Annotated in this window: 10 protein-coding genes; 6 read left to right on the forward strand and 4 right to left on the reverse strand. The window is 45.4% G+C overall.

Annotation, left to right across the window (positions count from 1 at the left end):
• Positions 1-5: 5 nt before the first annotated feature.
• Together SIO70_RS21040 and SIO70_RS21045 are read left to right on the forward strand one after the other, a co-directional pair.
• Positions 6-1,169 (forward strand): BamA/TamA family outer membrane protein, encoded by a 1,164-nt coding sequence (locus tag SIO70_RS21040; protein WP_320574027.1) that lies wholly within the window; start codon positions 6-8, stop codon positions 1,167-1,169.
• 407 nt (positions 1,170-1,576) lie between these two features.
• Entirely contained in the window at positions 1,577-2,584 is a 1,008-nt protein-coding gene (locus SIO70_RS21045; protein ID WP_320574029.1) for an outer membrane beta-barrel protein, read from the forward strand.
• Positions 2,585-2,598: 14 nt separating this feature from the next.
• On the opposite strand, the gene SIO70_RS21050 is transcribed toward SIO70_RS21045, so the two are convergent.
• Together SIO70_RS21050 and SIO70_RS21055 are read right to left on the reverse strand one after the other, a co-directional pair.
• Positions 2,599-3,138 (reverse strand): NAD(P)H-dependent oxidoreductase, encoded by a 540-nt coding sequence (locus SIO70_RS21050; protein WP_320574031.1) that lies wholly within the window; start codon positions 3,136-3,138, stop codon positions 2,599-2,601.
• 438 nt (positions 3,139-3,576) lie between these two features.
• Positions 3,577-3,726: a hypothetical protein gene (locus SIO70_RS21055; protein WP_320574032.1), complete on the reverse strand. Its 150-nt coding sequence runs from the start codon at positions 3,724-3,726 to the stop codon at positions 3,577-3,579.
• A 92-nt stretch (positions 3,727-3,818) separates the two neighbouring features.
• On the opposite strand from SIO70_RS21055, the gene SIO70_RS21060 reads away from it, so the two are divergent.
• A complete protein-coding gene (locus tag SIO70_RS21060) occupies positions 3,819-4,706 on the forward strand; it encodes a DUF4349 domain-containing protein (protein ID WP_320574034.1) in 888 nt (295 codons plus the stop codon).
• Between the two features lie 20 nt (positions 4,707-4,726).
• On the opposite strand, the gene SIO70_RS21065 is transcribed toward SIO70_RS21060, so the two are convergent.
• Together SIO70_RS21065 and SIO70_RS21070 are read right to left on the reverse strand one after the other, a co-directional pair.
• Positions 4,727-7,675 (reverse strand): FAD-binding and (Fe-S)-binding domain-containing protein, encoded by a 2,949-nt coding sequence (locus SIO70_RS21065; RefSeq protein WP_320574036.1) that lies wholly within the window; start codon positions 7,673-7,675, stop codon positions 4,727-4,729.
• 170 nt (positions 7,676-7,845) lie between these two features.
• A complete protein-coding gene (locus SIO70_RS21070) occupies positions 7,846-8,922 on the reverse strand; it encodes an SGNH/GDSL hydrolase family protein (protein WP_320574038.1) in 1,077 nt (358 codons plus the stop codon).
• Positions 8,923-9,024: 102 nt separating this feature from the next.
• Here SIO70_RS21070 and SIO70_RS21075 point away from each other — a divergent pair, with 102 nt between their 5' ends.
• The 3 genes from SIO70_RS21075 (at position 9,025) to SIO70_RS21085 (ending at position 15,836) form a co-directional block, all read left to right on the forward strand.
• Positions 9,025-12,258 carry a WGR domain-containing protein gene (locus tag SIO70_RS21075; protein WP_320574041.1) on the forward strand — a complete coding sequence of 1,078 codons (3,234 nt, stop codon included), beginning with the start codon at positions 9,025-9,027 and terminating at the stop codon, positions 12,256-12,258.
• An 11-nt stretch (positions 12,259-12,269) separates the two neighbouring features.
• A complete protein-coding gene (locus tag SIO70_RS21080; RefSeq protein ID WP_320574043.1) occupies positions 12,270-13,916 on the forward strand; it encodes an SWIM zinc finger family protein in 1,647 nt (548 codons plus the stop codon).
• A 423-nt stretch (positions 13,917-14,339) separates the two neighbouring features.
• The gene (locus SIO70_RS21085) at positions 14,340-15,836 is read left to right on the forward strand and encodes a reverse transcriptase family protein (protein ID WP_320574044.1); all 1,497 of its coding nucleotides are present in this window, start codon (positions 14,340-14,342) and stop codon (positions 15,834-15,836) included.
• The last annotated feature ends 198 nt before the right edge of the window (positions 15,837-16,034 follow it).

The following is a 16,034-nucleotide window of genomic DNA, read 5'->3' on the forward strand; positions in this document are numbered from 1 at the left end:
ATACATTGAAGACACGTTTATTCTCTTGTACGGCTGTACTATTTTTTTTGTTATGTGGATCCCTGAAGGCGCAGGATGATAAAGCCATTGTCATAAAGGATACTTCTATCGTACATAAAAAAAGTTTTTTTCCATTGCCGGTATTGGGATATTCTCCTGAGAAAGGGTTGGAGATTGGGGCTGCAATGCTGTATTCTTTTTATACAGACAGGAATGATCCTTTATTGCGCAACTCCACGATTAGTTTAATTCCTGCATTGACAACCAATAGTCAGTATAAGATAGAATTAAAAACTGATTTCTGGACGGATCATAATAACTGGCATTTCAAAAGTAATATCCGTTATCATGATTATCCATTGTATTTCTATGGAATTGGGGATACCACCCGCAAGGCTGATGGAACCCTGTTAGGAAATCAGCGATATAAAGTATTGCTGGAAGGGGAGAAGCGGCTCAGCGGGCATTTTTATGCAGGGTTGTCTTTGCAGTACCAGCATGATGCTTATGAGGAGAATGAGAATAAGGGGATTTATCCGGGAATGACATTGACGGATAAAGATGGGGGGTATGTGACTTTTATTGGTGCGACGGGGATTTTTGATAACCGGGATAACCAGAATTTTACGCACACGGGTTCCTGGGTGCGTTTGAATGTAGCGTATGCGCCATCGTTTTTGAGTAAACATCCTTTGTGGAAGATAGACGCGCAGGCGAAGCATTTTGTACCGATTTCCCGTAAGAGTACGTTGGGGGTGAATGGGTTATTTAATTCATTGCAGGGTAGTTCGTTGCCATTTTATTTATTGCCTGAGATGGGGAATGATCAGATGATGAGGGCGTATTATACGGGTCGGTACAGGGATCAGAATTACCTGGCATTCCAGGCGGAGTACCGGTATTTTCTGGATCCGAAGATTCCCATCAATATCTGGTTTTTACATATGCAGCCTAAGTTTGCCCTGGCGGCGTTTGGGGCTACGGGAGCGGTGTTTAATAACCATGATTTTGGGGTCGATCATTTTAAGCCGGCTTATGGTATGGGGGTTAGGTGGTTTTATGATGAGGGGTCAAAGCTGACGATACGGATTGATTATGCGTGGGGTGAGAAGCGGACAGGAGAGGACAGGCAGTCGGGTTTGTATTTGTCGCTGGCAGAGGCGTTTTAAGTATAAAATAAGTAGTTAATAATCATATATATAACAGGGTTACAGTCTTTATAATATCTCCGCTTTAATAGTTGACTAGGGTATCCTGTGGGGGTTTTTAACAGTTTCCAATTATTTTATCGTTTTGTATATAACCGGGTCATGACCAGTATGTAATCAGGTCGTGACTTCGGTACAGCTTCGTCACAACTACTATACTATAACTACATCAATAGGGCACTTGTATATCCAAGGGATATTGAGGTGCCCTTCTGATGCCCTTTTGGTACCGTTATTATATCGAATCTATGCCGAATCTTCACCCTACTCATTGGTCCTACTCAGTGGCTTTTCAATGGTTTTTCTTTTTCATTTAAATTCGTTAAATTCATTCAACACGTTAGTTTTCACCCAAATGTTCCACTAAAATGAAAAACTTAGCCCTGTTTTCCACGTTATTTCTGACGGTAGCATGCTCGTACACTATACACGCGCAAGACCAGAAGATAACAGCGCCTTCAAAGTTTTATGTTAAAGTAGCCGGTGGCTATTTCTTCAGTGTTTTTCCTGGTGAGTTTCCCAAAGTGGGTCCTTATGAGCCCCATGATGAGCAGAAATCGTATAATTCGTCGACAGGAACGACAACAACAGTATCGGAAAAAGTCCTGACCGGATCGTATGGCGCAGGCAGCAGGGGAGGACTCTCCTTCGGCTGGAATATCAATCATTACATCGCTGTGGAAGCTGCTTTTAATTACTATCACAGTAAGAAAAACCTTATGACCCGTGAGGTAACGGTACTGGCTGGTTCGAGTACGGAATTGGGTAAGATTGAATCGCATGGATTTGTGAATGCGGTTGATTTTGCACCTGCAGTCGTGATTCATCCCGGTTTTGCCAGGGTCGATCCGTATGTACGTGTTGGATTTGTGGTGCCGTTGTGGGGTGAGTTGAATATCCATACAGATGCGAATCAAACTGGTTCTGCGGTGGTTGGCGGGTCGCCGGTGGTGACCAAGACGACGATTTCACGCGATGAGCGTGTGGATCCGAATATCACTGTTGGATTTCAGGGGGCTTTCGGGATTGTATTCCCAGTGGCGGCGAAGCTGGATGTATTCATAGAAACTGAGTATAGGAATATTCCGGTACGCAGTAAGAAAAAAGAAGTGACAGCGTATGATGAGACGACGAATATTCTTAGTTCGACTACGGGTCAGGTGATCGCAACACAGCATCGTGGGCTGGATGACCTGTCTACGGCAGAAAGGCATACAGAGTATCAGTCTACGCTGGATCAGAATTCTAATACGGCGGTGAGCCAGTCTGGTGCGACGGTGACATATAAGGATGATAATAAGCCTTCGAATGATTTGAAGTCTTATATTAATATTGGAGGTTTGGGCGGTAATGTTGGGTTGAGATGGCGATTTTAGGAGCAGTCATCAACTTACACAGGAGACTTTAAACTGGTTACAATTTTAACCAGATCTGCTTTAAGTATATCGTCAGTGATATTGCCGGCAGCATCGATTTTCGTACGTACGGTTGGTATAGTAAGGATGCGATCGTCCTTAATTGTTGCCGTCAACACTTTTAATGTCTGTACCAGTGAGGCATTTGCTTTGTCACCACCGGTCATCATGGGTGAAGCACTGATTACGGCTGTAGGTTTATCAACAAATTCTCCGCTGGAAACGATCCAGTCCAACGCATTTTTTAGTACGCCGGGTATGCCAAAAGCGTATTCCGGTGTGCATACGATTACGGCATCTGCCTCGCTGAGTTGCGCGCGTAAATCCGCTACCGTGGCGGCTGGCGTGGCGCCTTCAAAATCCAGTTCAGGGCTGAAATACGGCAACTGATCTAAGCCTTCATATATCGAAAATGAAATGTCAGGCCATTCTGCTAATTGCGGGATGGCCTTTAAAATGTTTGTATTTGAAGAGGTTGGGCGCAGGCTGCCGGAAATACACAAGATCTTAAACATATACCTAACAATTTAGTAAGCACGTACAAGGAGGTGCTGACACGAATGACTTTGTCGTGGAGCAAAAGTAAGAAACACATGGTATTAGGTTTGCATCATGTTGCGATTCGTGCAAATAATTTTGATGAGACGATCTGGGTTTAATTTTGCGGCTATGTAATTATGAATAAGCCGGGATAATTCCTTTTACTTATTTTAGGCTTATAATTTATATTATGTTAAATAGATAATTCCTTTGTGGGATTGGATTTGCTTCCTTTTGGCGGGCTTTTTATCAGCTTTATGCCGGCTTTATGTCGGCTTTATGTCGAGCAGATAATTCTTTTTGCGATCCGGTTCTCCCCTTTTATTGCATCAATATCTATTCATATTCAGGCGGACCATATGGTGCGCCTAATCATTATTTACTAAATCGAATCTTATCTGGTTTTGTCCTTTTTATAAACTCCACCATATCATTAAAGCACTCATGGTGTGCAAACAATCCTGTATTACTTTTTTAGCTCCTTTGAATGGCGTGTCTTCCAGGTTTTGTCCAAACGTGATACTACAGCATAAGATGAACAATGGTAATAATAAATATTTCATCTGAATGGGTTTGACCCAATTTAACATTTTATAAACTTTCTGTCAAAGGTTACCTTTTGCCGGTTCGCAGTATAAAAAGAAAACACATTCTTATGCGTCCTTATTGTTACCTGGTGGTCCCCGCCATGACCCTCTATGCCTGTTCTGCAGGTAGTAGCTATAGCAGTATACTGGATAGTACTGTTGCTCAGGAATCCAACACCTATAAAGAAGCTGTGGAAGCCGCAGCAAAGCCCGGCGAAGAGGTGCCGGCACTCAACTCCCCTTCCCGAAAACATGTTAGAACGGCTGATGTAAATTGTCGTGTAGCCAATGTATTTAGTGCTGCTACTACTCTCGAACATGCTACAAACAAATTCAATGGTTATGTGGTGGAAAGTACGCTTTCAAATGAATTTGGAACCTCACAGGATCTACCTTATAAAGGCGATTCTATGAAGCACGTACAGCTATTTACTGCGGTGGCAAACCTAACCATGAAAGTCCCTGTCGAAAAGCTGGATTCGCTCGTGAGCACATTGACCAATGTAGCTACTTTCGTGAGTGCACGTACATTAAAGGATGATGATAAAACCCTGGAATACCTGGGGAATTCCATGAAGAATCAGGTCCCTGTGCCTACCGTAGCCATGACAAAAAAGTCTGATCCAATAGCCACGGCAACTTACCAGGAGACTAAAAGTAATGAAACGATAGATCGGAAAATTGCAAATTTTGCTATTCTGGATGATGCGAATTTTGCGACTTTAACTGTGAAATTATCCCAGCCACAACAGGCAGATGTGCAAATTGTTGTAAACCCTGAAAGTACGATCCGTGCAGGGTTTGGAACAGAGCTGCTGACAGCGTTGGGCACGGGTGCAACAGCTCTGCGTAATGTGTTTTTGTTCCTGTTGCAATTATGGCCTTTTGTATTGCTGACGATTGCAGGCGTGTTTGGATATAAGAAAATAACTGTACGGAAAGTAGTTGCTAAGTGATGCTGCTCAATAAACAGTAACTACACCAACGCAGCAAACAACACCTCTGCCGGATGCAACGCTGTCTTGCCAGTACCATCCAATATCTGATGACGGCAGCTGGTACCTGGTGCAGCTATTATCACATCATCCGTTTGACTTCTTACAGCAGGAAACAAAACAAGTTCCCCTATCTTCATCGAAGTTTCGTAATGATCTTTATCGAAGCCAAATGATCCAGCCATTCCACAGCAACCGGAATTAATCACCGTTGCCTCATAATGCGCCGGCCATGACAGCACTTTTTTGATATAATTGACCGAGGACAACGCCTTTTGATGGCAATGCCCATGGATCATGATCTTACGCGCATCACTCCTGAAGGACTCTTTGCGAATACGGCCTTCATCCATTTCTGCTGATAAGAACTCTTCAAACAATTTCACCCTGGATGCTAATCCTTTTGCTTTCTCTTTCAGTTCACCTGAAAGCAGATCGATATACTCATCCCTGAAAGTAAGGATGGCTGAAGGTTCCAGCCCGATCAGATAATGTGGCTGATCGATCAGGAACGATAATAGCTGCACATTCTTTGCTGCAATTGTTTTGGCTCTCTTTACCAAACCCTTTGACAAATGCGTACGGCCGCTTTCAATATGGTCTGGTATGATCACCTCGTAATCGAGTGCTGTCAACAGTTCTATACAACGCTGCCCGATATGTACATCGTTGTAATTGGTAAATTCATCACAGAACAGGTAAACTTTGTGTGTGAAAGTTTTGCCAGCTTGTTGCTTTCGGAACTGCTTGTACCAGGCGCGTAATGTTTGATGCTGTAATGCAGGAACGTGGCGCTCCGGCGCCATGTTCATCATGCCTTTGAGTATACCGGATGTGAATTTATTGGAGAAGGCGAAATTGTATAAAGCAGGTGCCACTGACGCCATTTTGCTCAGGAAAGGAAACTCCCCTATCATCCGCGCTTTCATAGGCGTACCGTTGGTATCGTAATACTGTTGCAGGTATTCAGCTTTCAGTTTGCATACATCTACACTGGACGGACATTCTGCCTTACAGCCTTTACAGCTGAGACATAGATCCATAGCATGACCAATCTCTTCATGATTAAAAGCCTGTGCTGTATTGTCCTGTGCAAGGAACTGACGTAATACATTCGCCCTGGCACGGGTCGTATCTTTTTCAAAACGGGTGGCCATATAGCTGGGACACATGGTACCACCAGCGAAATGGGTTTTGCGGCAATCGCCTGAACCAGAACATTTTTCTGCGAGTGATAAAATGCCATTGGTTTCAGAGAAATCAAAGTACGTCTTTACCTTTCCCCCGGCTGCAGGTTGTTTGAAACGGAAGAACTGATCCATCGGTGGCGGATCAATAATCTTACCCGGGTTAAAGAGATATTCAGGATCGTATAATTGTTTCACCTGTTTGCAACAATCATAACATTTGTCACCCATCATGAAGCGGATAAATTCCCCGCGCAAACGACCATCGCCGTGCTCTCCACTGAGGGAGCCTTTGTATTTTTTTACAATGGCAGCGGTCCTTTCCAATACTGCACGGAACTGCTTTCTGCCTTCTTCAATTTTTAAATTGATGATAGGTTCTACGTGAAGCTCACCGGCGCCAGCGTGTGCATAGTAAGAAGCTTTCAATCCCATGGATTTAAGCATTTCCTGCAGGTCGTCGATGTATTCAGGCAGATCTTCAGGCGCTACCGCACAGTCTTCGATGAGGTTCACAGGCTGTGCATCGCCTTTGATATTGCGGAGTAGGCCGAGACCTGATTTACGCAGGTTCCAGGCTTTATTGATATCGTTGCCACGCAGCAATGGATAAGCGTACCCTAAATTTTTTGCTTTGACTTCGTTGATGAAGGCGCTGGTTTGTGCCTGTAATGCTTCTTCTGTATGACACATAAACTCAACCATCAAAATCGCTGCCGGCTCACCTTCCATAAAGAAGCGGTTTTGCTGATGCTCAGGGTGGCCTTTTGTAAAGTTCATGATCACGTCATCCACGAGTTCTGAAGCGGTGACCGGGTGTCTGACAGCAATGAGGTTCACTTGTAGCGACTCTTTCACGCTGGTACAGTGTACGGCGACCAATCCGTTCACTTTGGGAGGCGCATCCAGCAGTTTGAGTTTGGCTTCAGTCACGAATGCCAGCGTACCTTCAGAGCCGGCAATCAGGTGAGAGAGGTTGAAAGGCGCAGCACCACCGTAGGGTGTTGTATCAAGGAGTGCATCGAGCGCATAGCCACTGTTCCTTCTTTTTACAGTACGGGTAGGATAGCCATCCCGGATGGCCTGCTGATTTTCTTTATTGGAGAGCAGGGCGTGCATGGTTCTGTAAATGCTGCCTTCCAGGTTGTTGAGCAGCATTTTTTGCTGTAAGCCCTGCGTATCGATATCTTCAAATGTAGTGGTTTCGCCATTGCCGAGAACGACTTCGACAGCGTGGAGATTGTCGCGGGTAGCGCCCCAGACCATGCTATGCAGTCCACAGGAATTGTTCCCGATCATGCCACCGATCATAGCGCGGTTAGAGGTGGAGGTTTCCGGACCAAAGAAAAGCCCGTAAGGTTGCAATAGTTCGTTTAAAACGTCTCTTTCGATACCAGGTTCCACCCTGACCCATTTTTCCTCCTTATTGACCTCTAAAAGGCGATTCATGTAGCGGGAAATATCTACGATCAGACCTTGTCCTACTACCTGGCCGGCCAGAGAGGTACCTGCGGTACGTGGAATGAGGGGAATTTTATGGGTTTTGCTGAAACGGATCAAGGCAGCGATATCGGCTTTGTTCTTTGGCAGTGCTACCCCCAGTGGGTATTCCTGGTATACGGAGGCATCTGTCGAGTATGCCATGAGTATAGTGCGGTCCAGAGAGTCTTCTGAGAAGTAGAGATCGCCTGCCAGTTGTGGTTTGAGTTCCTTAAAAGCCTGCTTGTGTTGTTCCTTGATCATACCGTAAATTTACAGCTTCCAATTTAGAACATTCAGGCATAAAAATGCAAGAAAGTTTATCAAACCGGCACAAAACAGCAAAAAATAACCGCCTTTGATGGCTGATACCTTCGGCATCAGCCATCAAAGGCGGAAAGAGATGGCCGGCGGCCGGCTTTAAATATCGAAAATTACCATTTTATATTTTTACTGATATACGCGATCAGCTCCTTTGCCATGGCCTCCTGTTCCTTTGCATTTGGATGCCCCGGTGTATCTTTATAAGGGAAAAAGCAGGTATGGATTTTCGCATCATGCAATCCGAGCACCGCTTCCTTTATGTAGCCCGGCCATGGTGAACCTTTCCGGGTTGCATCCATATTGCCCAGTGCACAAATGATCTGTGCTGTAGGATGTTTATCCCGGATTTTTTTTACCAGGTCACTATAAGCCGCTACTATCGTCTTTGCATCCGGTGCCTTATCACCAAATTTCGCTTTGAATTGTTCATGTTCAGGTTTTGTAACCAGCCAGCTATCATTCTGAAATAAATTTATCACGATCAGATCCGGCGTATAGCTACTAAAATCCCATTTGCTTGTAGCATCCGTAGCATCAGCACGGTCGTACATTTCAGTCATGATCAGGGGGAACCAGCTGATAAGGACTCCTATCCCGCTTTTTGCCACTAAATGATATTCCGCATTAAAATGCCTGGCCGTCAACGATGCATAGCTGGTATAAGCATTCTCGTAAGGAGCTGTACCCCTATCCTTGCCACTGCTGTCTTCTACTGCATACCCACATGTAATGGAATTGCCATAGAATTCGATCTTCCTTTTTTTCGCAGCAGGGGCTTGTAAAAGTGTACCATCCACTTCAAAATTATACAGCCATGTTTTACCCATGGCCCATTCTGTACGTTTAAAGAGTATTAAGGTATGATTCCCGTTTTTCAATCCACTTGCGAGCGTATATGTATGTACGGTACTATCAGGCTGTAGTTTACTGATCACTTTCCCATCTACCACTACATTATAAAAATTATCTCCCCGCTCATCTTTCAGCTTTACCTTCACCCCTGTTCCTTTAAAATTTATACTTACCGTTGTTGCCGACCAGGATAGCTGTGCACTATTATCTCTCTGGATGACACGGCCCATATAGTGTATGTGTGGGTCATTACTTTTAATGATTGTAAATTTTTCCTGTGCTTGTAACTGTATGGTCATCATACTAATCAGCAACAGGCAAAAGTGTTTTTTCATATTAAACGGATTTGTCGGAAAGGGAAATTAAGAGAGAATCTTTAAATTTCGGAAATAAATATTTATTTTGCCGCAGTTATATATATAAATTGTTGTTAGCTCATGAGATTTGTTAAGCAAACCGTGCTTTACTTTAAGGAGGGGACATCTGACAAAACTTACGAAATAGACCTATGTGAAACTGGCCCCGGACAATACATTGTGAACTTCCGCTATGGTAAGCGTGGAGCTGCACTCAAAGAAGGTAGTAAAACTGCAACCCCCGTTTCTCTGGAGGAGGCTACCGCTATTTTCGATGCATTGGAAAAGGAAAAACGTAGTAAAGGATATACCGGCGAGCAGGATGGTGTCGCCACCACCGCTTATACCAGTGTCTCTGTCGATGATGTGACTGACCCTGTCCACAAAGTAATACTGAAACGACTGGACGATGCCGTGACCGGCAAACAATCCTACAAGACAAAATGGTCCACATCCCGCGTGATCTGGGCTGCCGGTGAACACAAGATCCGTACAGCCGCGCCGGTTATTCTGCGCCTGATTGAAAAGGGCAACGCGATGCAGCGTTATGCCGGCATCTGGGCACTAGGCAGATGTGGGGATCCGGCTGCCGTGTCGTTGGTCAGTTCCTATATAGATAATAGTACTTATCCGCAATACCTGCGACAGATGGCTGCCAACGCAGTCCTGCAACTCCTGTCAGGCGAAGACCGCACCGCTTTTATCACGCGGTCTCTGCATGCCCTGCCACCTGAGTTCCAGGATGCCATCAATGCAAAGGATTTACATGCTCTTACGCAACTGCTGGACCAACGGGTGATGCAGCTCAATGAGCCCACTTACCAGTTGCTGGAAGACCTGTATATTGTAGCTGCTGATATTGTTCCCGTAAGACAACTCCTCTATTCTTTATTCGCCGCTTTACCTTTACGTCCATCTTACTTCCGGCATATCCGCCACTTATATAAACAGGCAGAACTGCGGGATGATCATGCCTTGACGGCGCTCTTTTCTGTGCGCTTTGAAAGGGAAAGACACCTGTTCAGCACTTCTGGCAAACCGCCTGCGGAACTGAAAAAGCCGATGAGTAAACTGGCCTATTCCAACCGTACCCGTCGTCATTTTAGGAACAGGACCCTGCGCCACCTGCAGGAACTTGGACTACGTACGGATGTTGAATATGTAAAGCTGGCTACTGCCCTGTTATTGCAATATGACGGGAATCTGTATAATGAAGCCGCTTACAGCAGAAACGTGTATCAATACGATGTTGCTACCCGTCGTTATATTACCCGGGCTATCCGCTATCCGGCTAATTCCGGCGCGGTTTATCTGAACTATATTTTAAGGGGTAACCAGGTTGATTTACAGCTCGTGGGTAACAATTCCCGTTGGGAATTTAAGGATCCTGAAATGGAAAAACCTACGGCGCAGGCTAAACCGGAACCACCTAAAAGGGAAGGCTTCCTCAACCAGATTGCCGGCATCTTCAAATCGCCTAAAAAGGACGAAGGTATACAGCCTAAAGAATCACTGGAAAAGGCGGTCAAAGAAAATGACGAACCACACAGCGATATTCCTTTTCGTTCGCTCTGGCACCAGTTACCACAGGCATTTATCCAGCTGCTGATCAGTAGCCGTATGGAAGAGGTGCATGCCTTTGCGTATGCTGAATTACAAGCCAGTCCGCAATTCGAATCACTCAAAGAAAAAATAGATGCCAATGTCATTGCCGGTCTGCTGATCAATCCATTCCAGATCCCTCAGCGTTTCGGTCTGTCACTGGCCATAGAAAAATATAATCCCGCTGCTCCTTCCCTCCCACTGTTTGTGGCGATGATAAACAGCTCATTCAATGAGGCCCGTGAACTGGGAATTGAATGGATCAGAACGCACATCGACTTCTGCTTTCAGGATACTGAATTTGTCACTGCCCTGATCTTTGCGGCATATGATGATGTGAGGCAAATAGCCATAGACCGCCTTTCTACTACACTCTTACCGCTGGATAAGAGCCGCCTGGTAATAGGTAGAGCTGTGAGCGTATTACTGGCGCAGCGTCAGCCAAATGAGGCTGTGTACCACCTGCTTACAAAAGGTTGCCGTGTATTAGAACAATACTTAGTCGCCGCATTGCAGGAAGTGGATGCAAAGATCGTGGAAGACTTATTGAAATCAGGTATTCCACCAGCAGAAGCATTTGGTGTACGCCTCTTGTTACTGAAAAAAGGACCTGTTCAGTTATCTGACGAATTGATTGTAAGCATCCTCGAAAATGCGTACCAGCCGGTAAGAGAAGGTGGGATTGCAATATTAAGCAGTTTGGGTAATGCTGAATTGATTGCCCGTCCTGCACTGTTATTGCAAACCTGCATCGCTTCTTACTCAGATGTACGGCAGGGTATTCGTCCTGTGCTGGCAAGGCTTGTAAAGGAAAACAATGACCTTGCTGTATGGCTGGTGAACGAACTCGTGCCTTTGCTCATGCGTAAAGAAACGTCTGAAGGCTTGCACAATGACATCGCTAATATTCTTGGCAATGAACTGGTGGGGCACCTGCACGATATCGACAAGGCCACAGCTTTAAGACTCACCTATTCCAACTACCGCGCTACACAGGCATTTGGTGTACTGGTACTGGAAAAATATATTCCACCTGCAGCATTAACCCTCCGGCAGGTGATCGCTACCGGCAATCATGAACTGAGAGAAGTACGTGAATGGTGCTGGCGTTTTTATGAGCAGCAACTCCCACGCATCCGCTACGAGAGAGACGATGCCATCGGTTTACTGGATGCAAAATGGGATGATACCCGCACATTCGCCATGCAGTTTTTCCGTACCCACTTCAGAGATGAAGACTGGTCGCCTGAAACGCTGGTTGCCATTGCAGACAGTGTGCACCCAATCGTTCAGGCTTTTGGCAGGGAATTGCTGACCCGTTTCTTCAAAGCGGAAGACGGTCTTAACTACCTCCTGAAACTCAGTCAGCACCCGGGTGTAGCTATGCAGACCTTTGCGACCAACTACCTGGCTCAATATGCAGCTGGTCAACCGGATCGCCTGCGGGAACTTGAGTTTTATTTCCGCTCTGTATTATCCAGGGTGAATAAAGCAAGAGTGGCCAAAGAACGCATCTTTGCATTCCTGGAACAGGAAGCCCTCAAATCGGACACAGCTGCGCAATACATTGCGGAGATCATTGCACATATCTCTGCAACAGTGGCTATTGGCGACAAAGCACGTTGCATTCAGATCATGCGCAACATCCACGGGCAATATCCGGATATTACGCTGCCTGTTCAATTTATTGCTATTCCTGAGCATTCATCTTAAACCCTGATCACATGTTATTCAATTATAGATATAGCGGCAGTACGCAGGTATATAGCAATGCTACATCAGCAGGAATTTCATTTTCACCTGATACCCGGCGTGAGCCTACTTTCTTTAACGGAAAGTTGCACAAGAAACTCGCCTTCAGGGAAGCCATTTCTGCATTGCATGATGTAGTCGTATCAGATCTGCGATTCAAACCAAAAGATAAAACGGAATATAAAGCATGGGCAGCCCAGCAGGAAGATGTATGGCTGGCTGAGTTCATGGGAAATTATGATGCAGCAGCTGCGCAGCGCAAAATTAAACTGATCCGTGAAGAGCTGAGCGCCGTGAATGCAGAGCGGGATAAACTGATGGCGCCTTATTACAAATCCCGCCGTAACTATTTCGATTACCTGTATCAGAAAGACAAAGATGCCTGGTTTGTACTGGATCCTGTGATCAGCGTACATCCGGATGAAATCTTTTTCGAGTGCTTTAGCCAGGATGAATCAGCCTACGGTAAACTGAGCGCCAGTTACAACGTATTCAAAGAAGTCAACGAATTTCAGTGTGGTACGACCAACATTGACTATTCCGCGAACCTCTATAATGAGTTCCAGAAAATCCGTGATTACAAGGAGACGACGTTTACAGTGGATCCTTCCGGTTTTGCAGTGCAAACGACAAAAGAAGAACTCTTCAAGGAAGTAAAAATAGATCTGCCTGATAGCTGGGTCAGAGGTTTCCTGCAGGTAAGTGCTGCCATGACCTTACCCGCTGCCAGTTTTGATCTGCATCCTATGGATGTTTATAACTTCTGTCAGCAATTGCGTCGTTTCAAAGAAAAGAAAGGACCCCGTTCCATTCGTTTTATTCTTGAACCCGGCCAGCCAGTCAAAGCTATTTTTGATCCATGGGGTACTGTCATCGTTTGTGCAAGATCGGTATACACCGGTGCACAGCGCAAAGAGATCCGTATATGGGGGCGTCGTCGTCTTTTAATATTAGAAAGACTCATTCCTGTAGCAAAGAAATTTACCGTTCACCTCACTGGCAATGGGCTACCGTCTTTCTATATCGCTGACCTGGGAGACATGCAGTTCACACTGGGGTTATCCGGTTGGACGGCCAACGACTGGTCACGCTGCGGACAATTTGATCTCATGGCGCCACGGGGTACAGTAGATGATGCGACGAAACAAATCATATATAGCGACCTGCAACAGCATTGGTTTGGTACGCCCGAACAGATAGCTGCGCGAACAGGTGCCCCGAAAGCTGCGGTACTGGCGGCATTGGGCATCTATACACAGGCAGGGAAAGCCATTTACGATTTACATTCAGGTTATTATCGCCTGCGTGAACTGAGCCGTGATCCATTGCCACTGGATGCATTGCGTTTCTCCAATCCGGCGGAAGCCGCTGCCAGCAGGATTGTGGGAAAAGTGAAATTGACCGCGAAGGATGTACCGGGTGTAGGTGTACAACTGGAAGGTTTGATACCGGCACAAAATCGTTCATACCGTCCCGTTATAGTGATTGATGCAGACGAACGTATGGCTTCTGCTCATTGCGACTGTAATCACTACCAGATGAACAAGTTGCACAAAGGACCCTGTGAACACATGCTGGCATTGAGAATGGCATACGAACAGGAAAAACAAAAAGTATAAAAAAATATAGCAGGGAATAGCAGAAAATTGAAGAAAAGAAAGTACCTTTAATCCCGTAATAAAACATTTCATGAAAGTTGGATTCACCAACATGGATGAAAACAATTTTCAGAAATAAAGTTCTTTGTAAAGAGGAAATGATTGCACTTGCGCCCGTAAAAGGGACGAATGATGTTTCGTCATTCAGGTAACATGACTATACATGCTTCACTAAATACAATCTTTACTTTGGGAGGGGCGTACTAGTAGTGATTTTACAGTACTTGCCCCAGGGGCCCTAAAATCACCACTAGTACGCCCCTCCCTGGAGTTGATTGATTTAGTCAAAGGCTTGCACGAAGGCCATTTCCTCTTTACAAATTAACCTCTCTCTCTTCTGCTCCCCTGCTTACATTATTCATCATTTTTATCTGAACTGGAATTATGTCAGCAGGTTTGACCCGTCAACAATTATATGATAAGATCCGTGCTTCCTCTAAAGAAGAAGTAATTCTGGAAGAAATGATTCGCCTTGGCTTCTGGGCGAAAAATGAACAGGTACCCAATGTACCCGAAACATTTATTCGTAAAGAAGGTGAGCTGCGCAGAGAATTGAACGACCTCCTTAGCGAACAAGCCAAATACAGAAATAAACAACAGGTACTCACGGACATGCGTAAAGCCCGCATGGCTGCCGCCAAGGCAAAACGTGCTGAGACTAAAAAACGGAATGAAGAGAAACGCCAGCAGCGCGCGGCTGCCTGGGCAGAAGAAAAATCGAAATCTATCGTCTATCTCGGTGAAGACGTTTCCGCAGGCTTAAATAAAACCACCTCCAATACTGAACAGCTACAGCGCTTTGGCCTCCCGCTGCTTCACGATGCCGTACAGCTCTCCGCAGCGATGGGCATTACCCTTGGTAAACTACGTTTCCTTGCATTTGACAGGAAAGTAGGTACCATCTCCCATTACAAACGCTTTTACCTGCCTAAGAAGTCAGGCGGCCGCAGACTGATCTCTGCTCCTATGCCACAATTAAAAGCGGCACAGTACTGGGTGCTGGAAAACATACTCTATAAGGTACCCAACAGCGAAGCCGCACATGGTTTTGTGCCCGGCAAATCCATTGTGACCAATGCGACTAATCACGTGGGCCAGGATGTGGTGATCAATATTGATCTGAAAGACTTTTTCCCGACGATTGAATATAAACGGGTGAAAGGGCTCTTTGTTAAACTTGGTTACAGCGAACAACTGGCCACTATTCTCGGCCTGCTGTGTACTGAGCCCGAAGTAGACCAGGTAGCCCTGGACGGTCAGGCATATTTTGTGGCCAATACACCCCGGCACCTGCCGCAGGGTGCGCCCAGCAGCCCGGCCATCACAAACATCATTTGCTATGGTCTGGACAAGCGTTTTGAAGGTCTGGCCAAAAAGTTCGGGTATACTTACTCCCGCTACGCTGATGATATGACTTTTTCTACCAAAGGCGAACCTGCCGACAAGATCGGACAGTTACGCTGGTCAGTAAAGCAGGTGGTGAAAGAAGAAGGCTTCCACCTCCATCCTGATAAGTTGAAAATAATGCGCAAAGGTGACAAACGGGAAGTAACCGGTATTGTGGTGAATGAAAAACTGAGCCTGGACAGGGAGACCCTCCGTAAGTTCAGGGCATTGCTCCACCAGATCAGCGTATCCGGACTGGCTAATAAACAATGGGGTAATGGAAACATTATCAGCAGCATAGAAGGTTTTGCCAACTATGTAGCCATGGTAAAACCCGAAACCGGCCGCCTGCTGAAAGATAAAATCAGGTTGCTCCTGAACAGGGACGATATTAAATCTCAGGCACGCACTTTGATGACGACGGGTGCACCGGCTCCTGCTTCTGACAAGAATGCGCCCAAAAAAGACGATGATAATTGGTGGAATGTGGTGTAAATACTACTTCTACCCCGGAAAAACGCTTTTACCCAGGTAAAGGCGTTTTTTTATTGTTTAAACAACAATTTTCTTTTTGTTAACGGATCATTAACTATTTCCTCTCACAATTGAACTATTTTGCGTCATCAACTGTTAATTTTTTAGTTGATCACACAAGCTAACTGTCCTCTAATTTCGTTATCTAAAAACTATCAA

Origin of the sequence: Chitinophaga sancti, from assembly GCF_034087045.1 — a bacterium.
Classification (GTDB): Bacteria; Bacteroidota; Bacteroidia; order Chitinophagales; family Chitinophagaceae; genus Chitinophaga; species Chitinophaga sancti_B.

Excerpts from the sequence above, each read along its gene's own strand:
- SIO70_RS21045 (WP_320574029.1), top strand. The coding sequence starts at position 1,577 with ATGAAAAACTTAGCCCTGTTTTCCACGTTATTTCTGACGGTAGCATGC.
- SIO70_RS21050 (WP_320574031.1), bottom strand. The coding sequence starts at position 3,138 with ATGTTTAAGATCTTGTGTATTTCCGGCAGCCTGCGCCCAACCTCTTCA.
- SIO70_RS21055 (WP_320574032.1), bottom strand. The coding sequence starts at position 3,726 with ATGAAATATTTATTATTACCATTGTTCATCTTATGCTGTAGTATCACG.
- SIO70_RS21060 (WP_320574034.1), top strand. The coding sequence starts at position 3,819 with ATGCGTCCTTATTGTTACCTGGTGGTCCCCGCCATGACCCTCTATGCC.
- SIO70_RS21065 (WP_320574036.1), bottom strand. The coding sequence starts at position 7,675 with ATGATCAAGGAACAACACAAGCAGGCTTTTAAGGAACTCAAACCACAA.
- SIO70_RS21070 (WP_320574038.1), bottom strand. The coding sequence starts at position 8,922 with ATGAAAAAACACTTTTGCCTGTTGCTGATTAGTATGATGACCATACAG.
- SIO70_RS21075 (WP_320574041.1), top strand. The coding sequence starts at position 9,025 with ATGAGATTTGTTAAGCAAACCGTGCTTTACTTTAAGGAGGGGACATCT.
- SIO70_RS21080 (WP_320574043.1), top strand. The coding sequence starts at position 12,270 with ATGTTATTCAATTATAGATATAGCGGCAGTACGCAGGTATATAGCAAT.
- SIO70_RS21085 (WP_320574044.1), top strand. The coding sequence starts at position 14,340 with ATGTCAGCAGGTTTGACCCGTCAACAATTATATGATAAGATCCGTGCT.